The organism is Saccharospirillum impatiens DSM 12546 (genome assembly GCF_000423605.1).
In the GTDB taxonomy this organism is placed as follows: domain Bacteria; phylum Pseudomonadota; class Gammaproteobacteria; order Pseudomonadales; family Natronospirillaceae; genus Saccharospirillum; species Saccharospirillum impatiens.
Genome location: NZ_AUIH01000034.1, coordinates 1 through 21422, shown reverse-complemented (window position 1 = coordinate 21422; position 21422 = coordinate 1). Strand labels below are relative to the sequence as shown.

The window sequence follows — 21422 nt, the reverse complement described above, 5'->3', positions numbered from 1 at the left end:
TAGCAGGGTGCTTTCCCGGCTGTCTGCGTTTACGCCCTTGAACCGCACACCGAAGCCCCCATTGCCATCAGGAATGTGAAAGAGGCCGCAAAATGTGGGATGAACGATACGCCGGAGACGACTATGTCTATGGAACCGAACCGAACGATTACCTGAAAGCTCAGGCGGAGCTATTCGCCCGGGATGCCAGAGTGCTTTGTCTGGCCGAAGGCGAAGGTCGCAATGCCGTTTACCTCGCCGAACAGGGGTTGAACGTTGTGGCGGTGGACGGGTCAGCGGTAGGTCTGGCCAAAGCCAACCGACTGGCCAGGGCGCGGGGAGTCTCTATCGAGACGCGCCTGGCCGACTTGGCCGAGTTCGATCTGGGGCAGGACCAGTGGGATGGTATTGTCTCCATTTTTTGTCATCTGCCCCCGGAGGTGCGGCAGGCCCTGCACCAGAAAGTCTTCAACTCACTCAAACCCGGCGGTTTGTTTGTGCTGGAAGCCTACCGGCCAGAGCAATTGCTGTTCAAAACCGGCGGGCCACCGCGAGCCGAGTGGATGATGACGGCCGATCAGCTGCAGGAGGAACTGGCACCGTTGCACTTTGAACAGCTTCAGGAAATGGACCGGCCCATACTCGAAGGTCAGGGTCACACCGGGCTCGGTGCGGTGGTTCAGGCGGTTTGTCTCAAGGTGTAGGCCATTGTTTTGCCGGTTTCTTCAACATCGTAAAGAACCTGTTATCGTCCGGAAAAATCTGGAAAATTCGGCTTAAAAAGACCTTTACATGCATCTATTCTGGGCTAAGGTAAGGGGGTTAAAGATGTTCGCAATACTTATAAGCAAGACCCTTTGGGCGCTGGAAATGGTGTACTGAAAATCAGGGCAGGCTCGTCCTTCCTGAGCAGGTTGCGCGTAAGTAGACGTAATTATCTTTACCCGGCGGCGTCGGCCGGGGATGACCGGCTCGATGCAGGCTGAATGACAATCGCAACCGAAGCAGGAGACTGACATGGCGACACAAACCGGCAAGGTAAAGTGGTTTAACGAAACCAAGGGTTTTGGCTTTATTGAAGTGGAAGGCGGTAAAGACGTCTTTGTGCATTTCAGCGCTATTAAAGGCGATGGATTCCGTACTCTGGCAGAAGGCCAGGAAGTGCAATTCACCATCACTGATGGCCAGAAAGGCCCGCAAGCCTCCGATGTTGAATTGATCTGATCTGCCATTACCGATCAACAAAAGGCCGCTAAGCGGCCTTTTTTGTGGCAACTGGTTTTCTGACTGTCAGCGATTCGAACTGATAGTCGGTGGCGAAGCACTTCGGGACGGATCTGCCCCCGGGTCAATAAGATTCAGGTGACGGTCGAGCCAGAGTTCCATCCGCTGCAGGGCGCCTTGCTGGTGCTGGTAGAATACATAGGCGCGCTGACCAAAGGTGTCGCGCAGATCCCGGGATTTCAGCAAGCCCAGCAAGCGTTTTTCCAGGGCTTCGAGCGAGTCGGTGACGATGATGCCCTGGTCTTTTTGCATGGCGCTGATGATCGACTGGAAGTTGGTGTAGCTGGGTCCAACCAAAACCGGCTTGCCCAGCGCCGCCGGTTCGATGGGGTTGTGGCCGCCGCCGCCGTTAAACGTATTTCCCATGACGGCAACCTGGGCCGCTCCGAAGAAAACCATCAGTTCACCCAGAGAGTCGGCGAGGTAGACCTTATCCTGGTCGCGCGGCTGGCTGCGTTGACTGCGCCGACTGTAGGGCAGGCCAGAGGTGTCGACAATGCTGGCAACCGTTTCAAAACGGTCCGGGTGGCGTGGTACCAATATCATAAGCGCATTGGGCAGTACCGTCGTGATGCGCCGGTGCACTTCCAGCAGGTCTGCTTCTTCTCCATCGTGGGTGCTGGCCGCGACCCAGACCGGACGATCCCTGATGCCGCGTGAGAAGGCGGCAATATCGCCGGTTAATGTGTTGGAAATGCTCAGATCAAACTTGATCGACCCGGTGACCTCGATGTTTTTCGGGGGCACGCCCAGTGCCTGAAAACGTTCGGCGTCGGGCCAGTGCTGGGCGGCAATGCCGGTCAGTTGCTGCAGCATGGGTCGGGTCAGTGCCCGGAGCCGGTGATAGCCTCGCGCCGAGCGCTCAGACAAACGGCCATTGACCAGAAACACCGGTACTTTGTGCCGGTCGCAGGCGCCGATCAGGTTGGGCCAGAGCTCGGTTTCCATGATCACCAGGGCTCTGGGTTTTAGCCGGGGGATCAGGCGGCGGTAGACGTGGGGGAAATCCCACGGCAGGTAAGCGTGGTGAACTTTATCACCAAACAACGCCTGCACCGTTTCGCTGCCAGTGGGTGTCATGGTGGTGATGATGACCGGAATGTCCGGATGACGGGACAGCCAGCGCTCGACAAAGGGCCGCGCCGCTATGGTTTCTCCGACACTGACGCTGTGCAGCCAGAGCGCACCTTCAGGCATGGCCGGCCAGTGCCCGAAACGTTCGCTCCAGCGCTGGCGGTACCCGGGAAGCGTTCGGCCTCGCAGCCACAGCCGCACCAGCAGAGCGGGTGTGAGGCAATAGAGCAGCGCAGTAAATAACAGTCGCATTAGGGTAGCCAGTGCGTCAGCAGGTCATTCAAGTATAGGAAACCCCGGTCGGTTGTGCGCAACGATCCGCGCTCCCATTCCAGCATGCCCTGGTCGCGCAGTTGCAACAATGTGGGCTCAATGCTCGACCAGGCAAGCCCTGTGGCCCGGCTGAAGTCACCGGCCGGGCAGCCTTCGACCAACCGCAGAGTGTTGATGAAATAATCAAACGGACGGTCTTCAATGGCAACCTTTTCTTCGTGACGAATCAGTAAACGGTTGGTGTCGAGGTAGTCTTTTGGCAAACGGGTTTTGCGGGTGCGGACGATGTCGAACGGGTCGGTTCGGGTTACCTTGCCGTGCGCCCCGGGGCCTATGCCCAGGTAGTCACCGTACCCCCAGTAGTTGAGGTTGTGCTGGCAGCGTTGGCCGGGTTGGGCATAGGCCGACACCTCGTACTGGGCGAAGCCCGCTGCGGACAGGCGTGCCTGACCGGCCTCCTGGATCGCCCAGAGCGTATCATCGGCGGGCAGCGCGGGTGGTTTGCGGTAAAATTCGGTGTTCGGTTCGATGGTCAGTTGATACCAGCTTAGGTGACTTGGCCCGAGTTCGATGGCCTGGTTAAGGTCTGCCATCGCTTCGGTCTCTGTCTGATCGGGCAGGCCATGCATCAGGTCGAGGTTGAAATTGTCGAAACCGGCGGCTCGCGCTTTGTCTCCAGCGCGCAGCGCCTGATCGCTGTTGTGAATGCGCCCCAGGCGTTGCAGGTGAGCGTCGTTGAAGCTCTGGATGCCAATGGAAAGCCGGTTAACACCGGCATCACGAAACCCTCTGAAATGGGCTTCATCAACAGTGCCGGGGTTGGCTTCGAGGGTAATTTCACAGTCGGCAGTGAACCCGACCTTGCGCTCTAGTTGCTCCAGAATCTGCCCAATGGCCCCCGGCGACAGCAAGCTGGGAGTCCCACCTCCGAAGAAGACGCTGCGTAACGGTCTGCCTTGTGCCAGCGGGGCATCCTGTTCCAGGTCTTCAAACAGGCGTTTCAGGTAAGCGGTTTCGGGAATCTTGTCCGGGTCGAGAGCGTGAGAGTTAAAATCGCAGTAGGGGCATTTGCGCACGCACCAGGGCACGTGCACATAAGCAGACAGAGTGGGCAGGCTATCGGGTTGTTCTATCATTCTTGGCCCAGCATGGCCTGCAATTGTGGCATGAATGTGGCCATGGCCTTGCCACGATGAGACAGGCGGTTCTTGAGGCTCGACTCCATCTGAGCGGCGGTGCAATCCTGCTCTTGCAGGTAAAACACCGGGTCGTAGCCAAAACCACCCGTGCCGACACGTTCGGTCAGGATACGGCCATCCCAGCGGCCTTCCGCGATCAGGGGTGTCGGGTCATTTGCATGGCGGACAAAGGCCAGCAGACAGTAATAATGCGAGCTGCGCTCTGCTGCGGGTATTCCATCGAGCCGGGAGAGCAGGTGATCAATGTTGGCGCTGTCGCCAGACGCACCTCCGGCACGGGCCGAGAACCGGGCGCTGTAAATACCCGGTTCACCGTTCAGTGCATCGACGACCAACCCGGAATCGTCGGCCAGGGCCGGCAAGCCGGTTGCGGCAGCGGCATGGCGTGCTTTCAGAATGGCGTTTTCGATGAAGCTGAGGCCGGTTTCATCGGCATCGCTGACGCCAAACTCGCCTTGAGGGCGAACGTCTATCGACAGCGGTTCGAGCAGTCGGCTGAATTCCGCCAGTTTGCCGGCGTTGCCGGATGCGAGTACCCACTGGCTCATCCTTCCTCCTCCCAGAATTCCTGGCTGAAGCTGTATTCGAAGTCGCGTTCACCGGGAATGCTGACCACGATGTCGAACCAGAGCATTTCGCGGTCATCGAAGGACACAGTGCCGATAAAGTAGCGGGCATTCTGTTCTTCAATGACGCGCATTTCCAGGCGATTGCTTTGTCCCAGCAGGTTGCGCACTCGCACTGAAACCTCGGCATTGGCAACCGGTACCGCGACGTCGTTGCGTCGTTGCTCCAGCACCGACAGGTTCAGCAGGGCGCGTTGCCCTGAGCGCACCAGGCCGTATTGGGCGGCAATTTCGGGTGTCAGCATCGTGCTGTTGAAGGCAATGTAGTGCAGTTCGTAGCCGTTAAACACGACTTTCTGGTCCGCCTGGGCTGTGCTGAATAGCAGCATCAGGCCCAGTATTATGGCCGTTGTGAATCGGAGCTTCATGGGGTCACCGTGTTATATGGTAGAGCGCGATTTCGCCCATCAGGTTGGGCATCAAATTGATTTTCCAGTTGGCCTGGTGGTTGCGATCCACCACCGTGCGTTCCAGTATTTTAATGTTTCGTTCCCGACATAACACCTCGAAGTCGCGAAAGGTGAAAAAGTGAATGTTGGGAGTGTCGTACCAGGTGTACGGCAGGTTTTCCGAAACCGGCATGCGTCCGTGCAGGGCCAGGTAGGAGCGCACTGTCCAGTGTCCGAAGTTGGGGAAGGTGACAATGGCCTGCTTGCCGATGCGCAGCATCTCTTCGACGATGCGGTCCGGTTTGTGGGTCTGCTGCAACGACTGGGTCATGATCACGGTATCGAAACTCTGGTCGTCGATGTCGTCGAGCCCTTCGTTCAAATCCTGGTGAATGACGTCTACACCCTGGCGTACGCAGGCCAGTATGTTTTGGGTATCGATCTCCATGCCGTAGCCGGTTACCTGCTTGCGCTGGTGCAATAGGGCCAGCAGGCTGCCGTCGCCGCAACCGAGATCGAGTACATGGCTGCCATTGGTGATCCAGTGTTCTATGTAGTCCAGGTCCGGTCGCATCAGGCGGCTCCTTCAGCAGTGGCCAGCGAACCGAGAAAGCCTTCGATCAGCGCGACGTATTCAGGTATCGGGAACAGGAAGGCATCATGCCCCTGAGGGGCGTCGATTTCCAGGTAGCTGACCTGGCGACGGGCCCGGGTGAGGGCGCGCACCAGCTCCTGGCTGCGTTCGGGTGCGAAGCGCCAGTCGGTACTGAACGAGGCCACCAGAAAGCGGCAATGAGCCTGGCTCAGGCAGCGCGCGAGGTCTCCGTCGTGGTCGCCCGCGGGGTCGAAGTAGTCGAGTGCTTTGGTCATCAGCAGGTAGGTGTTGGCGTCGAACTGATCCGAGAAGTTCTCACCCTGGTAACGCAGGTAGGATTCGACCTCGAAATCGGCATCGAAATTGAAATTCAATTTGCCGGTGCGCAGGTCACGGCCGAATTTCTCGCGCATGCTGCTGTCTGACAGGTAGGTAATGTGGCCGAGCATGCGCGCCAGCATCAGGCCGCGCTTGGGGCGGGTGTCGTGGTCGAAATACCGGCCCTGATGAAAGTCCGGGTCGCTGACGATCGCCTGGCGTGCGACTTCGTTAAAGGCGATGTTCTGGGCGCTCAGTTTTGGCGCTGAAGCGATGACGGCGCAACCTTTCAGGCGGTCCGGGTAATCAATGGACCAGCGCAACGCCTGCATGCCACCCAGGCTTCCGCCCACCACAGCATGCCAGCAATCGATGCCCAGACGGTCTGCCAGGCGGGCCTGGCTTTTCACCCAGTCGCGAACCGCAATGATCGGAAAATCCGGCCCGTAGGGGCGGCCGGTGTCCGGGTCCTGACTCATTGGGCCGGTCGAGCCATGGCAGCCGCCGAGGTTATTCAGGCTGACGACAAAGTAGTGATTCGTATCTATGGCTTTGCCGGGCCCGATACAGGCATCCCACCAACCGGGTTTACGATCTTCAACGCTGTTGAAGCCGGCCGCATGGTGGTGTCCGCTCAGAGCATGGCAGATCAGAATCGCGTTGGAGGCATCGGCGTTCAGTGTGCCGTAGGTCTCGTACACCAGGGTGTAGTCCGACAGGCTGCGCCCGCAACGCAACGGCAACGCTTCCTCAAAAAAGGCCGACTGCGGCTGTATCAGCCCTACGCTGTCGGCGGGTATTTCTGTTGGCATCTATGGTATCCCGGGAGACCGGCCGGGTGTGCCGGCCGGTATTGGTTCAGCAATGTGGTGTGTTAAACCCTGACTCACAACCCCAGAATCGGGCTAATACCACCAATGGTGGAATAGCCGGTCTGGGGCATGATCATGCCCCCCAGAATAAAATCGCGCAGGATGATCAGCACCAGAAAGGCGATGATGTACGACAGGTCAAGCATGCCAATGTTCAGGTTCAACCGACGGAACGGGCCTACGAAAGGTTCAACCAACTGACTCAGAAAGCCGAGCAGCGGGTTCTGCTGACCCATGGAAATCCAGCTACCAATGGCAACGATAATCATGCTCCACTGCAGTACGGTCAGCAGAATGCCGGCCACACCGAGCAGCGACCAAACGACCAACTGGCCGCCCAAAGCCAACGGATTCACGCCCATGGCGAGAATGATCAGGGCGCCGAGGATAAACTGACCGATCCAGATGCACACCAGTGAGGCGATATCCAGCCCGCCGATGCCGGGGATGATACGGCGCATGGGCTTCAACACCGGGTCGGTAATTTGCAACACGGTCATCGCCAGCGGGTTGCGGACATCCGCCCGGGCGATCTGTGCCAGAAAGCGGGCAACGAGGGCGATCAGTAAAATACCAAACGCCGTTTTCAGAATAAGTACGATCAGCGGGCCGAGCATTCGGACACTCCTGTGATGAGTCTGTGTTAATCATACCCTGTGCGAGAGGGTGATGCCTGTTGTGCTTTTAAAACATCCTGCAAACTCTGTATCCGCGGCAATCATCCGCGACGGCGACCGGTTATGCCTCTGCGGGGTCGGCGTAAATCCGTCCATGGAGCCTAGACCGCAGCATCCCTGCTGCGGACTTCCCCGCAGAGGCATAACCGGCAGCCATCTCTCGCTATGTGCGACATCCAAAGTTTGAGTGTTAGTGCTTCAATTATCCTGCCAATTCTTTAGACAACACCCTCGACCGGTCCATACAGGCCTGCATCGCCCTGGCCACGACGTCGTCGATGTTGTCGCGTTCGAAGCTGAAAATAGCTTGTTCGGTGGTGCCCTTGGGTGAACAGACCTTCTGGCGTAATTGTGCCGGTGTTTCACCGGTTTGCTCAACCATGCGCGCAGCGCCCATGGCGGTTTGTACGATCAGTTGCTGCGCTGTCGCTGCATCCAGCCCGGCCTCTTCGGCAGCTTTCTGCATGGCTTCCATGAAGCGGAAGAAGTAGGCCGGGGCGCTGCCGCTGGTGGCGGTAACGCTGTGCAGCGCCTCTTCGTCTTCTACCCAGACAGCGACACCGATGGCGCTGAAAATGGCCTCAACGGCTTCCCGTTCACTGGCGTCGACGGCGTCGTTGGCAAACAGGCCGGTCGCACCGGTCATCACCAGCGAGGGGGTGTTGGGCATGGTGCGAATGACCGCAAAGCCGCCGCCGAGCCAGCGATCGATGGCTTCTGCCGTCACACTGGCGGCCACACTGACCACCAGCGGTTTGCTCGCCTGGAAGGCATCGCGCAGAGGTTCCAGTACCTGCTTCAACACCTGGGGTTTCACGGCCAGCACGACCGCTTCGCAGGTTTCGATCAGCGCATTGTTGTCATCGGTGGCCTGCAGACCTTTGGCGGCGAAGGCATCGCGCTTGGGCGCGTTGCGGTCACACACCCAGATACGATCGGCCGGGTAACCGCTGGCCAGCATGCCGTCGATGATGGCGCCAGCCATATTGCCGGCCCCAATGAATCCGATGATGGGCTGCTGTTGCATGGGTGTCTCCTTGTCGTAGGTTGCGTTGCCTATAGTCCGTGCCATGTACCGGGTTGGCCTATCCAGGGTCGACGTAAACCCATCCCTGGGGTCTAGGCCGCAACGTCCATGTTGCGGACTCCCCTGGATAGACCAACCCGGCACCTGTCACTTAATTCGCTGGTAACTCTATACCTCGAGTGTTGCATACCAGGGCGCCTCAATATGTCGGCCTGGTCAGTCTTTTGGTTGACTCGTCCTTTGTCCAAACAGAGCACTACCAACCCGCACATGAGTTGCCCCACATTCAATGGCCAGTTCAAAATCACCGCTCATGCCCATCGACAGCGCTTTGCAGTCCGGATAAGTGGTAATAAGGGTGTCGCGCAGTGTTTTCAATTCGCTGTATTGCTGGCGTAAGGTGGTGTCATCGAGATCCAGCGCTGGTATTGCCATCAAACCGGCTACGGTCAGGTTATCCAGACCCGCCATGTCGGCCAGCAAACCCTCGACCTCGGCCGGTGCCACGCCCGCCTTGGCCGGGTCGTTGCTGATGTTGACCTGAATGCATACCGATAGCGGCCCCTTGTCTGAAGGGCGCTGTTCACTCAGGCGCCGGGCGATTTTCAGCCGATCGACACTGTGCACCCAGTCGAACAGCTCGGCGATCGGTCGAGTCTTGTTGCTTTGTAGCGGGCCGATAAAATGCCAGACCGGGGCTGGGCCCTGCCATTGGTTGACCTTATCGACCGCTTCCTGAACGTAGTTTTCGCCCAGGTCGGTCACACCGGCGGCAACCGCTGACTGCAGGTCGGCCAGCGGCCAGGTTTTGCTGACAGCGACCAGGGTAACCGCTTCAACTGAACGACCACTGCGAGCACAAGCGGCGGCTATGCGGGCTTTCACATCGGCCAGGCGGTCGCTGAAGGGGGTTTCGTTGGCGGCTGTCATGGTGTCCTCGCGGTGAGTCGGGTTTTAGCGAGCGCCTGGCTGCGTCTGTGCTCGCAAAAAACCGACGTTCGGTTACACTGATTGCAGACCAGCCTGGCGGACGAATGTCGAGCTCGACAGCGTCGTTTTGAAGGCTGAGTCTCAAAAGCCGACAGCATACCTATTTTGGCACCGTCTGAATAATGTATCTTATGGCATGGCAAGCGTGCCTGAGCCGGTTGACGTGGCAGCACAGACTGCCCCGAAGACAGCTCGGACCCGATATAAAGTGTGCGACCGGTGTGCCAACCCGGCCGCTATGACAGACTGGCAGTGAGGAGTCTCATGGACATTACAGAATTGCTCGCGTTCAGCGCCAAGCAGAACGCATCCGATTTGCACCTGTCGTCGGGCTTGCCACCGATGATCCGGGTCGATGGCGATATTCGTCGCATTAACCTCCCCGCCCTGTCGCACAAAGAAGTCCATTCGCTGATCTACGACATCATGAACGACAAGCAGCGCAAGGACTTCGAAGAATTCCTCGAGACCGACTTCTCCTTCGAAGTACCGGGCGTCGCCCGTTTCCGGGTCAATGCCTTTACCCAGAACCGGGGCTCCGGCGCGGTATTCCGGACCATTCCGTCCAAGGTACTGACCATGGACGATCTGGGCATGGGCCAGGTGTTCAAAGACATCGCCATGGTACCCAGGGGCATCTGCCTGGTCACCGGGCCAACCGGTTCGGGCAAATCGACCACCCTGGCGGCGATGATCAACTACATCAACGAAACCAAGTACGAACACATTCTGACCATTGAAGACCCGATCGAATTCGTACACGAATCCAAGAAATGCCTGGTGAATCAGCGCGAGGTCCACCGCGATACCCATGGCTTCTCGGAAGCCCTGCGCTCGGCCCTGCGGGAAGACCCGGACATCATTCTGGTCGGCGAGCTGCGCGACCTCGAAACCATTCGTCTGGCGCTGACCGCCGCCGAAACCGGCCACCTGGTGTTTGGTACCCTGCACACCACCTCAGCCGCCAAGACCATTGACCGGGTTGTCGACGTTTTCCCGGCCGAAGAGAAATCCATGGTGCGCTCCATGCTGTCGGAGTCGCTGCAAGCGGTGATCTCCCAGACCCTCCTTAAAAAGAACGGGGGCGGCCGGGTCGCGGCGCATGAGATCATGATCGGCACCCCGGCGATCCGGAACCTGATTCGTGAAGACAAGGTGGCGCAGATGTATTCCGCCATCCAGACCGGTGCGCAACTGGGCATGCAGACGCTGGATCAGTGCCTGCAAAACATGATGCAGCGCGGGCTGATCAGCCGTGAAATTGCGCGCGAGAAAGCGAAACAGCCGGATAATTTTTAAGTCAAGTTTCGTTGTATTGCCAGGAGCCCGTGCCAGACACCGGGTATGCCTTTCCGGGGCCGGACGGGGTGCCGCCCACTTAACCCCTCCGTGGGGACTAGACCGTAGCCGATGCGTCGGACCGATCCATACTACGGACTTCCCCGGATAGGTACACCCGGCACCAGACACTTGGTATGTAACTAACTCCGAAACATGAGTTTTAAGAAAAATGCCGACAAGTTTAAGAAGACCAGCGACGGGTGCCGGTGATGCTTTAGCGGGGGAGTCCACAGCATGGATGCTGTGGTCTAGGCTCCATGGACGGATTCACGCCGACCCCGCTGAAGCATCACCGGTAACCGTCGCGGACCATAACCACCGATGCAATTCGGGCACGGTGCTAAGCCACAACAGGATTGAGTATGGAATTTGATCGTTTATTGCGTCTGATGGTCGAAAAAGGCGCTTCTGACATGTTCATTACCGCGGGCGTACCGCCCAGCATGAAGGTGAATGGGCAGGTGGTTCATGTGACCAAAAACCCGCTCAGTCCCGAGAAAACGCGCGAGCTGGTGATGTCGGTGATGAGCGACAAACAGCGCATTGAGTTTGCCGATACCCAGGAATGCAACTTCGCGATTTCGGCGCGGGGCATTGGCCGTTTCCGGGTCAGCGCCTTCCACCAGCGCAACCTGGCCGGCATGGTATTGCGGCGCATTGAAACGCAGATTCCGCGCATTGAAGACCTGGGCTTGCCCGACGTCATCAAGAAGCTGGCGATGACCAAGCGCGGCCTGGTCTTTTTCGTGGGCGCCACCGGTACCGGTAAATCGACCAGCCTGGCTGCGATGATCGGCCACCGTAACCGTAACTCGCGCGGGCACATCATCTCCATTGAAGACCCGATCGAATTTATTCACCAGCATGAAGGCAGCATCGTGACCCAGCGCGAAGTGGGGCTCGATACCGACAGCTTTGAAGTAGCGCTGAAAAACACCCTGCGACAAGCGCCCGATGTGATCATGATCGGCGAGGTGCGCACCAAGGAAACCATGGATTACGCCATGGCCTTCGCCGAAACCGGTCACCTCTGCCTGGCAACACTGCACGCCAACAACGCCAACCAGGCGCTCGACCGCATCATGCACTTCTTCCCGTCAGACCGGCAGCGTCAGTTGTGGATGGATCTGTCGCTGAACCTGAAAGGCATCGTCGCCCAGCAGCTGATCCCCACTCCCGATGGTAATGGCCGTAAAGCGATCATCGAAGTACTGATCAATACCCCGCTGGTATCAGACCACATTCGCAAAGGTGAGGTTCACCTGCTCAAAGACCTGATGGCCAAATCCACCGAGCAGGGCATGCAAACCTTCGATCAGGCCCTGTTTAAAGCCTATTCACGCGGTGAAATTACCTATGAAGACGCCCTTGGCTATGCCGACTCCGCCAACGACCTGCGCCTGATGATCAAGCTCGATCAGGAAACCGATCCGGGCCACCTGACCGGTCAGGCAGCCAAGTTGTCGATTCAGGGCACGGACGACTACTGACCTCAAATTGCCTCTCTCCACTGGTTGGGGGGTGTTTTTTGGTTGAGTAAGGCCAGAGCCAAGCGCTCACGGCGTTGCACGTCCCAGTGCTCTCTCCACCACCGGGGGAGAGAGTTAGAGAGAGGGGGCGGCGCAGCCGTTGGTGCTGTGATGTCGAATGGAAAGCGCAAAAAACCGGAAGTGAACCTTTTTCCCAGCACTCTCCCGCGGGGCGGGAGAAAGGGCCGGTTGATTCCAGGCAGCACTTGAGTCCTGATCAATGCCAATACTGTAATTACAAACTTTTAAACTGAGTTACTGACGGGTTCTCTCCGCAATTGCTATTCCTTTCTATGCGCCAGACTCATTAAATACAGTGCGGCAGCCAAAGCCAGTGCGGAAAGCGCAAGATAGATGGCATCCAGCGGTGTCGCGAAGTGAATGTCTACCACGGCGCGGAAAAATTCAATGATCACAGCGAGAATGACTACCCGGGCAATCTTGTCTTTCAGTTGGTCAAACGAATGCACATTGAACGGATGGCTTGGACCGTGCTCTTCGGACTGTTCAATCGGAGAGACGAACAAACGATAGACACCGAGACCGAAGATCATCAGAACGATCGCGATCAGGTAGATGTCTACAGCGATAATAATGTCGGTCACTACGGTATCGTGAATATCAACGTCACCGCCCATGAGATAGTAATTTACCGCCGTCGCCAGAACGGAAAAGATATCCAGAGTGCCGATCATAAACAACACCAGAGCACCCAGCAGCGCCGGTACCACCGCCAGCATCACCAGGAAACGACTGCTCCACAGAAAGCGCTCGAACCCGCTTTCCAGTGCCGAGGGGGTTGGTCGGGCTGGCGTGGATGATTCCGGTGGTGAAGGGTTGCTCATTACTTACTCCGTTGGCTATAGGCGAAAGGCAGGTTTCGCGGCGTGAATACTGTAGCATCCGTTTTAATCCGGGAAAACGGCTGAGGCCTCGCGCCTCAAATAGGTGGCCAGGATTGACCGTCAGGAATTCATTTTTCCAACTCGATCACAACACGCATCCTTTCAGTCCCGTAGACTTATTGCACTTACTACTTCCTCTCCGGTGGTAGCACCTTTTCTATGTAATGTTTATTCAGCCTGCCAGGGATTCGTCTATCGACAATAGGCGTGGCAGGTTACACCCGATGGGCAAACCATTGCAGCATGTACTCAAGGATGTGCGATTTATGAAAACCCAATCAAGCCCGTTGCGCACTGAAGTCAGCGTCAGTATGGCCGGGCAAGTGCTACCGGCCCGGAGCCTGAACGGCATTGAACGGCTGAATCACCCAACCCGACTGTCTGTGTGCCTGAACGTAGTCGACCGTTACGACTTGCCCGATAGCCTGGGTAACCTGCTCGATCAGCCGGTGAGCGTCACAATCACCGGGCCTGGGCTGATCACACCGCGTCACTTTCACCTGAACCTGCACGGCGCCAATGAATCCTGGCAAGGCGATGCCTACCAGTTGGACCTGACGCTGAGCAGTAAACTCGACCGTGGTCGCCAGCAAAGCCAGGCTCGCTTGTTCATGGGCATGACCCGGGACCAGGTGCTGTGGCAACTGCTGTGGGAAATGGGCTACGAACGGATCGAAGTCGACCTTGCCCTGGACCCGGTGCCCGCCTTCGACGGCCCTTATTTACAGGTTCAGGACGAAACCACCCTGGGCTGCTTCCAGCGCCTGCTGGCCGAAGTGGGGGCCAACTACTGGTTTGAAGACCGCTCGGCGGACCAAAACCACGAACTGCTGGTGATTCGCAACGACGCCCTGAGCAGCCCCTATTTACCGCACATAGAATGGGGGCAGGCGGTATCGGGCCTGGCACCCGACCAGCAACTCAACCGCATTACCGCCGTCTATCAACGCTGGTCGGAACATCCACACAGCACCAGCCGCTATGTCAGTGGCACCGTGCCAGGGTCGGTCAGCCGGGAGAACACCTCCTACCAAACCTTCACCTCACCGCGCCCGCGCCCCGAAGCCGAGCAACGCGCCCTGTTCGAACAGCAGTTCTTTGACCAGCAACGGTACTTCCTGACCCTGCACAGCCACCAACCCCTGTTAAGCGCCGGCCACACCGTCGCCCTGGATGCCCGGCAACTGCCCAACGACTGCCCGACCGGCGAGTACCGCATGGTGGAAGTAACCCACACGGCCGAATCGAACGCCACAGCAGGCGTTCAATACCGCAACACCGCCGCCGTCATCCCCCAGGCGACACCACCACGCCCGCGACTGGCAGAGCCAGCGGCCTTACCGCACCTGTTCCCGGTTCGCATTGAAAGCCGGTACGATCATGCCGAGCTCGGGGCCGATGGCCACTACTACTTCCGGGCCGATTTCGATCGCAGCACCCGGGGCACAAGCCTGGCCAGCCCGCCGACCAGCCGACTGGTGCCCTATGCCAGCCCGCAGGAAGACGCCACCGACCCCACCGGCTGGCACTTCCCCTTGCTCGACCAAAGCCGGGCCCTGGTTACCTTTCTGGACGACGACCCCTCGCGCCCGATGATCGTCGGCTTCGTGCCGGGTCAGCAGCAACTCGGGCCAGTAACCGCCGATAACGCCGCCCAAAGCCGCATCGTCACCCCCGGCCAGAACGAACTCACCTTCGACGACACCCACAAAGCCACCCGAATTGCCCTGCACACCTTCGACCGGCAAGTGCGCCTGGAACTGAACGCCCGGGAAGCCGAACCCTACATCCACTTGATGGCCATATACGGCAGCATTAACCTCTACGCGGCCCTGACGATCAACATCAAGGCCGACGCTCAGCTCGAAGAACGCATCGGCGCCGATCGCACCCAATCGGTCAAAAACGACAGCTTCACCCAAACCGAAGAAGGTGCCATTTACCACCAGGCCGCTACGCAACAAACCCACATCGCGCAAGCCAACTTTGTTCAAAGCTCGGGCGCAGACTTCAGTCTCTGGGTTCAGCAAAAGAGCCTCACCATCAAAGCCATGAAAGGCCAGAACACCACCGTCACCAACGGCGACCTGCAACTGCAAGTTCAATCCGGTGCCGCCATCCATCAAGTGAATGGCAATATCCACATTCAGGGCAACGGCAATGGCGATATTTTGCTGAAACAGGGTGACGGCGGCGTCAAGATCGACCCGAAAGGCAACATTAAGCTGTTCGGCAAGAAGGTCACATTGAATGGGACGCGAGGCGTTACCTTCAACGGCGATGTGCAGTATGAGATTGGGGCCGGGAATGAGCCGGAGGAAGGCCCCGCCATCAACACCCCCGAGATTCCGCGTACTGAATCGCTCGAACTCGACGGTATACCAACTGTTGAAGGCTCGCCCCATGCTTACGAACGTGACACCCGGACCCATGACGAGAATGCCCGGGAATGGGTCAGCCTGGCTGTCACTGACGAGGCTAACCAACCGATACCATACGCCGACGTAGTGGTCACACGGGAAGATGGTACTGAAATTCTGGCGCGAGCCGACGAGCAGGGCTACCTGCGTTTGCAAAAAGAAGGCCTCAAAGGCGCCACGGCCGAAGTGCTGTACCACAGTTTCAAGGAGTGAACGATGTCCACAAGAACCGTCCGATACGACGAATGCGTGATTTCCATCGCCGCCGCAGCCGGTGTGTCTGTCGACACCCTGATGCAGCACCCCGAAAACCAGGCACTGCTGGAACCCCGACACCGGTCTGGCTGCCTGGCGCCGGGCGACGTTCTGACGCTGCCGGAACAACGGCGTGGTCGCCCCCTGGCGCTGAACGAACATACCGAATTGTCGGTTCGAAAGCCCCGGTTCCGGCTCGCCGTGACTCTCTACCAGGAAAACCAGGAACCCCTGGCCAACCAGGAAGTGCGTTTCGTCTGGCCCGATGGACCCAGTCCCCTGATCGGCGAGACAGATGGTAATGGGGTTATCCGCTTTCAACTCCCGCTTAACTGTCACGCCGGCTTGCTCGCCTACGAATACAATAACGCCGTTACCTTTCAACCGATTACCCTTGGTACCCTGTTGCCCTATGAGTCGCCCGCAGGGAAAATTCAGCGCTTGTGTTCCCTGACGGGTCAGGCAGTTACACCCAAAGCGGCTTCAGTAACCGCAGAGCAAAGCGAGGCGCTGGTGCAAGCAGCCGCGCAGGACGCCGGGCAAGAGCCGGGCGCATTTGAAACTCTTTTGAAAGGCAAAGCTGACTTATGACAATCCCTAAATTGGTTAAGCAGGCGGCGTTGATCGTGTTCTGCAGTGTCGGGGGTATGGCTTGCCAGGCGGATGAGCCCAAGCCCTTGCCTGAGTTGCCCTTGACGGTGGAAGGAATAGAGGCATTTGCTGACCCTGGGGACGTAGAGTTGTTGAATAGCACAAGTTATTACAGCAGGGCGTCAAAAGACTATGTATATCAAAAATCAACGATTATGGAAGACTATAAACCCATTTATATTGAAGAAGGGTTAGAGTCATGGTTCCGTCCAGGTTTAGTGGTTAAGCTCAGAGATAGAATCAGCTCAGTGGAGTGGACGATTGAACATGAAGCTGCACCAGGGCCGATAAGTCCAACTTGGACTCAAGATGGGATGATTTACTATGAAAATTTTAGAGAGGTAACCAGGGAAGACGTAGAACGCATTAATCAGTTTAGTCAGCTCTCAATACTGGAAATAACAAGTACCGTTGAACATCCTTTCGATATTGGCTGGTTTAATTCCAATTTGCCCTTAAGAGCATTCCATATCCATGCATCTGCCATCGTCAGTCCGAGTTCAATATGCCGTTATCCAGAAATGCAATTCATTCGCTACGTCAGCTCTGGTTTGAGGGGGGAGTTCAACACGTCAGAGTGTTCCACTGAACTCAAAACCTTATTTGTGACTCACAGCGATGTAGAAAGTCTTATCGTTTCTCAACTTCCCACCCTCGGAACCTTGAACCTCATCGGGAGCGATATAGAACAGATTCAGATAGATGGTGAATCACTCCCCAGTCTTAAAAGCATTTTTTTGGAAGAGGTTAACTTCCCTTCTGATTTGTCTCGGGTCCAGCTACCCAGGGATCTGGTCCAATTGCTGATGCTTCGGGTAACCGATAACGACCTGTCGCAATTGGTGCTTCCAGAGAATCTGCAATATTTGGACCTGCCCGCAGCTCAATTGGATGACTACAGCTTCATCGCCCGGGCCAAAAACCTGAAGCACCTTCAACTGGCTGGCAGTAACTTTACCCAGTGGCACTTGCTGAGTGAGCTGACTGAACTGGAGCATTTGGGGCTTGCGGGCACCGCCGTTGATGATGACGTATTGCCGGTTCTGGCCGGTCTTGAACACCTTCAATCACTCGATTTGGGCGGTACCCACATTACCACGGCCGAGCCTTTAAAAACCCTGCAAACCCTGAATTCGCTTAACCTGTATGAAACCGATATTCAGGACTTTAACCAGATCCCGTTCATTGAGCACATTGGCTATCTGATGTTGCCCACTGTGGAGGCCCTGCAGTCGCCAAACTTGCCCGATCACATTCGCACCATGCTCGAGACCGTTCAACTCGATGGCTATTACCACTGCACTGGCGAAAAACCCTGCAGTCGACCCGCCTGGCGATAAAGGGTAATCCCCTTATTTAGATCCAGTTTAAATGACCAAGCCAACTGTTAACGCACAAGGATGCCCGTTATGGACATGTTGACCTATCGCCACCATTTAATCGCGGAACTGCTGGGATTGTACCGCGAGATTGACCAGACGCCCGCCGATGATCCGGACCGGCTGATGGCATTGCACCAGCGCATCGATCGCTGCCTCAGGGATCTGTCATGGATTGAACGCGAACTGACCAAAATCGGGTCTGAGTTTTCCTGGCAACCGGAAGACCCGCAAGCAGCGGATGAAGCTGACCTGAGGTTTATTCGCCACGCGCACGACACCCCTTTCAACAAAGCCACCCTGGCGAGAATGATGGAACAAACCGGGTTGGGCGATTCGCAGCGCGAGCGCCAGCGATCATCGGGCCGCTGGTGGGGTATTCGGCAGCGCCTGCTGTCCAAGTTGATGGACATGGAACCCTTGACCCGCCACCGAACCACCCTGGATGACAACAACCCCTTCTTCTGGTGGCACGATCATGTGCTGCGACATTTCTTTATTCAGCCCCACGGCGAGCATTACGGTTCCGTCCAGACTTACATCGACCACATCAACACTCATCTGGACGACTATCTGACTCAGGCACAGCCCAGCGGCACTGCTCTGCCGAATGTATTGCCGTTGTATGAGCACGACGACCTGATCGACCGCTGGGTGGATTGGGAGCGACAGCGACTCGAACAGCAGGGCGGTGCAGCCGCCAACGAAGGCCTGGCTCAACTGATCGAGAGTCGTTTCTGTCAAAATGCGGGTAATGTGCTGTGGGTGCAAATGAACGCCAATGCTGAAGCGCTCGACAACACCGCCGACTACCTGAGCCAACTGGATTATCGTGACCGGGTCTACCGCAACCCCACCCTCGCCACCGGGCGCTTGGCCGAAGAAGACACAGGCAGCATCAACGTACAGGGGCTGCGGCCCAAAGCCATCCGGCCGCGCTTTATCAACCCTGATACAGACCAGCCATACCGCAACACCCAAGTCTTATGCTGGCGTTACAACCCTTCCGAGCCCGATGAACTGGGCAACATGAGGCTGGACGACCAGCTCAGCCATCTCTACACCGTCGGCATGCTTTACCTGGACGACGAAGGTTACCCCACACCCCTGAAACCAACGTTCCTGCAAAAAAGGGAACACGACGTTCAGCTTCAGGTGTGCCCAAAAACCAGCAATGTGCTGCTGCTTGAGCGCAGCCGGGCGCAACCGCCGGAAACACCACCGTCGGCAGACCCACTGACTCAAACCTGGACCAGCTACGCGGAAGTGGACCACCTGGCACAAATGACGCAAGCCGTTAAAAACGTATCGTCCGACACAACGCTGACTGCCGACACGCTCCATAAGTGGGACCTCTCAGGCCTGGGCATGATCCCGGGGGTGGATGAACCGATTAAAACCGCCAAGTTGGATGCCCTCAAAGTAACCGGCTTCTTCGAACTGATTGAGGGCTACACCTATGGTTTTATGATGCTGCCCCTGGGCTATGGCTCGATGTCTGTCCAGGCGCTGAATACCCTGGCGAAGCAGGAAGTGCAAGGCGAGGACCACCCGGTTTGCATCAAAGAAAGCATACAGGCAGATACCCTGAGCCTGAAACCACCGCGCACCATCCGCCAGCATACCCATGAACTGACGCAGGCCTGGGAAGGCATCAAGGCCCGGGCTGAAGATCTGTACCGGGTAAGCGTACACAAACAACGGGACATAGGCTTGCTGGACGGCTTGCAACAGTGGGTTGGGCACAGCCTGCATGCTCCTTTCGAGGAACGCTCTGACGATAACCAGGATCAAAAGCGTTCACTGATTGGCGAGCTGCAAACCTTACAAGTTGCCATTCACAACAGCATCTACACCCCGCCAACACCCGCCGAGGCGTTGAAGTCGGAAGGCGGGGCTCACAAAGCGTTGTATGAAACCCAGCAGACCTGCAAGGCAGCCAGCGACGCCTATCGCCGCGCGATCGAGCACGGCTTCAATATGCTGAACGATCAAAAGGCGGTCGATCGGATCAACCACTGGCGCGACCGGCAGCAGGAGTTGGACAGTGGCGTGCAGGATGAGTTTGCCGGGTATCTGGATGAAGCCTCTGAACACTATGATTCGCCTTATAATATTGGTAAAGCATTCACAGGTGCAATTCCCGAAGCAGAGTGGCAACCACCGCAAAGCACTCTGGATACTTTGGCAACGCCTTATACTCCGTTAGTTTATGAAGCCTATGCCGGTTTACTAGGCTATCTGGCCGTGCATTCGATACCCGATGCCCGCTTAGATCATGACCTTTTGAATGGATATTTATTGCCTTTAGTTCAGTCTTGGTTGGAATCTGAAGAAGTAGGAAAGTCGAGGGATGAAATACAGAGAGTTACCGAAGAGGAGAAAGGCGATTCATTTTACCTTTCAGAAGTACTAGACATCTCTTTAAATCATGATTCATCGATTGGTAGGGCACAAATTGAGATCAAAGAGTTATCCAGACCATTGATGGACTTACTCGATTTCTCAAAAGAAAGCTTTAAAACCACCTTCCTCAGAGGCGCCGGTGCACCGGCCTTGATGGAGGCTGTCCTGAACCTCTGCGGTCAGTTGGTCAAAACCCGATACCAGGACAACATCCACGTGCAGGTTCACCTGGCGGTGCGCTTGCACAGCTTGCATATGTTGATTACAACGCACACCGTCCAGTCGCGTTCCTACAACCGCATTGGTCGCTACATCTACCGAACCCTGGCCGCCAACGACCCTCAGCGCATGCGCAATCTGTTGTCGGCACCAACCCTGGCGAACTGGGTGTATGGTGATGCCTGGGGCAGCGCGCGGCTGGCCCGGTTGGAAGCCTACCTTAAAACCGGTTATGTACTGTGGGAGCCCGCCGTCAGCTTATTGCAGTTCATGGGGCTGATGGATGAAAATGAACGCCAGAAGGAGGACCCCACTGACGCTGCTTATCGCTCTGTCTTCTACCAATTGGCACGCGATGCAGAGGGCTATGGGAACTCAGCCGTTGTCGCCTTGTCGATGCCCAAACTCGCCCAATTCTGGTTCCGGCGATTTGACGGAAGCGCCCGAATGGATCGACTTCTGGCCCGGCAACTCGATGACGCGACCCGCATCGGCAGCCGCCTGTTACTGGGGGCTAACCAGGGGCGGCGTCTGGGGGGTTGGTTGGCCAGGGCAGGGTCTGCCTGGGCTCACCGGTTAAGCATTGGCACAACAGCGCTGGCTTTCGGCACCAGTCTATTGGATACCCTGAACAGTGTGGAGCAACGCGACGAACGCGAAGCGGTGTCCAACGCCTTAACGGCAATAGGTCTTGGCGCAACGCTGACCGGATTGATGTTCGCCAACGCCATCCCCGTGGTCGGCACAGCCTTGTGCGTGGGCGGCATCGTACTCACTCTGGCCGTTGAAGGTTGGAACTTGTATTGGGCCTACTGGGGCCGCAGCTACTGGATGGGTTCGACCTTCGAAGTGTTCGAAGACCACTGGAAATACCTGATGGGTAACGATCACTTCATCGAATATACCTCACAGGACCACGGCGCCACGCAACACATGGTCGACACCGTGATAACGATCAAAGATAAGTATCAGCAAACCTTGCTGGATGCGATTGAAAACGGTCTCGCCCCATTG

Annotated in this window: 18 protein-coding genes; 8 read left to right on the top strand and 10 right to left on the bottom strand. The window is 57.1% G+C overall.

Annotated elements, in window-relative coordinates; translation table 11 throughout:
• Positions 1 to 92 precede the first annotated feature (92 nt).
• Both G565_RS0115040 and G565_RS0115035 read left to right on the top strand, forming a co-directional pair.
• Positions 93 to 683 (top strand): SAM-dependent methyltransferase, encoded by a 591-nt coding sequence (locus G565_RS0115040; RefSeq protein ID WP_028671639.1) that lies wholly within the window; start codon positions 93 to 95, stop codon positions 681 to 683.
• Positions 684 to 996: 313 nt separating this feature from the next.
• Positions 997 to 1203 carry a cold-shock protein gene (locus G565_RS0115035; RefSeq protein ID WP_028671638.1) on the top strand — a complete coding sequence of 69 codons (207 nt, stop codon included), beginning with the start codon at positions 997 to 999 and terminating at the stop codon, positions 1201 to 1203.
• Positions 1204 to 1269: 66 nt separating this feature from the next.
• On the opposite strand, the gene waaA is transcribed toward G565_RS0115035, so the two are convergent.
• The 9 genes from waaA to G565_RS0114990 all read right to left on the bottom strand — a co-directional run bounded on the left by waaA (position 1270) and on the right by G565_RS0114990 (position 9243).
• Positions 1270 to 2589 carry a lipid IV(A) 3-deoxy-D-manno-octulosonic acid transferase gene (waaA, locus tag G565_RS24355; protein ID WP_051207990.1) on the bottom strand — a complete coding sequence of 440 codons (1320 nt, stop codon included), beginning with the start codon at positions 2587 to 2589 and terminating at the stop codon, positions 1270 to 1272.
• Positions 2589 to 3746, bottom strand: coding sequence for a radical SAM family heme chaperone HemW (hemW, locus tag G565_RS0115025; RefSeq protein WP_028671637.1), 1158 nt, complete (start codon positions 3744 to 3746; stop codon positions 2589 to 2591). The genes waaA and hemW overlap by 1 nt, the downstream gene beginning before the upstream one ends.
• On the bottom strand, positions 3743 to 4357 hold the full coding sequence (rdgB, locus tag G565_RS0115020) for an RdgB/HAM1 family non-canonical purine NTP pyrophosphatase (protein ID WP_028671636.1): 615 nt from the start codon (positions 4355 to 4357) through the stop codon (positions 3743 to 3745). The genes hemW and rdgB overlap by 4 nt, the downstream gene beginning before the upstream one ends.
• Positions 4354 to 4803: a DUF4426 domain-containing protein gene (locus G565_RS0115015; protein WP_028671635.1), complete on the bottom strand. Its 450-nt coding sequence runs from the start codon at positions 4801 to 4803 to the stop codon at positions 4354 to 4356. The genes rdgB and G565_RS0115015 overlap by 4 nt, the downstream gene beginning before the upstream one ends.
• 4 nt (positions 4804 to 4807) lie before the next feature.
• Positions 4808 to 5398: a methionine biosynthesis protein MetW gene (gene metW / locus G565_RS0115010; RefSeq protein WP_028671634.1), complete on the bottom strand. Its 591-nt coding sequence runs from the start codon at positions 5396 to 5398 to the stop codon at positions 4808 to 4810.
• Entirely contained in the window at positions 5398 to 6549 is a 1152-nt protein-coding gene (gene metX / locus G565_RS0115005) for a homoserine O-succinyltransferase MetX (RefSeq protein ID WP_028671633.1), read from the bottom strand. Before metX ends, metW begins: the two co-directional genes overlap by 1 nt.
• A 74-nt stretch (positions 6550 to 6623) precedes the next feature.
• Complete coding sequence (locus G565_RS24350; protein WP_051207987.1) at positions 6624 to 7226, bottom strand: YggT family protein; 603 nt, start codon at positions 7224 to 7226, stop codon at positions 6624 to 6626.
• 262 nt (positions 7227 to 7488) lie between these two features.
• Positions 7489 to 8313: a pyrroline-5-carboxylate reductase gene (gene proC, locus G565_RS0114995; protein WP_028671632.1), complete on the bottom strand. Its 825-nt coding sequence runs from the start codon at positions 8311 to 8313 to the stop codon at positions 7489 to 7491.
• A gap of 216 nt (positions 8314 to 8529) precedes the next feature.
• Positions 8530 to 9243: a YggS family pyridoxal phosphate-dependent enzyme gene (locus G565_RS0114990; RefSeq protein WP_051207985.1), complete on the bottom strand. Its 714-nt coding sequence runs from the start codon at positions 9241 to 9243 to the stop codon at positions 8530 to 8532.
• 324 nt (positions 9244 to 9567) lie between these two features.
• On the opposite strand from G565_RS0114990, the gene G565_RS0114985 reads away from it, so the two are divergent.
• Together G565_RS0114985 and G565_RS0114980 are read left to right on the top strand one after the other, a co-directional pair.
• On the top strand, positions 9568 to 10602 hold the full coding sequence (locus tag G565_RS0114985) for a type IV pilus twitching motility protein PilT (RefSeq protein WP_028671630.1): 1035 nt from the start codon (positions 9568 to 9570) through the stop codon (positions 10600 to 10602).
• Positions 10603 to 11006: 404 nt separating this feature from the next.
• Positions 11007 to 12134: a PilT/PilU family type 4a pilus ATPase gene (locus tag G565_RS0114980; protein WP_028671629.1), complete on the top strand. Its 1128-nt coding sequence runs from the start codon at positions 11007 to 11009 to the stop codon at positions 12132 to 12134.
• 320 nt (positions 12135 to 12454) lie between these two features.
• Here G565_RS0114980 and G565_RS0114975 read toward each other — a convergent pair whose 3' ends face one another.
• Positions 12455 to 13018, bottom strand: a complete 564-nt coding sequence (locus tag G565_RS0114975; protein WP_084649414.1) for a YqhA family protein — start codon at positions 13016 to 13018, stop codon at positions 12455 to 12457.
• A 326-nt stretch (positions 13019 to 13344) separates the two neighbouring features.
• Here G565_RS0114975 and G565_RS0114970 point away from each other — a divergent pair, with 326 nt between their 5' ends.
• From G565_RS0114970 to G565_RS24345, 4 genes are all read left to right on the top strand, one after another.
• Positions 13345 to 15711 (top strand): contractile injection system protein, VgrG/Pvc8 family, encoded by a 2367-nt coding sequence (locus G565_RS0114970; protein WP_169579661.1) that lies wholly within the window; start codon positions 13345 to 13347, stop codon positions 15709 to 15711.
• Between the two features lie 3 nt (positions 15712 to 15714).
• Positions 15715 to 16344 (top strand): hypothetical protein, encoded by a 630-nt coding sequence (locus G565_RS0114965; protein ID WP_028671626.1) that lies wholly within the window; start codon positions 15715 to 15717, stop codon positions 16342 to 16344.
• Positions 16341 to 17744 (top strand): leucine-rich repeat domain-containing protein, encoded by a 1404-nt coding sequence (locus G565_RS26845; protein WP_157600101.1) that lies wholly within the window; start codon positions 16341 to 16343, stop codon positions 17742 to 17744. The genes G565_RS0114965 and G565_RS26845 overlap by 4 nt, the downstream gene beginning before the upstream one ends.
• 69 nt (positions 17745 to 17813) lie before the next feature.
• The coding region (locus G565_RS24345) for a hypothetical protein (RefSeq protein ID WP_037339559.1) at positions 17814 to 21422 on the top strand (3609 nt) is incomplete at its 3' end.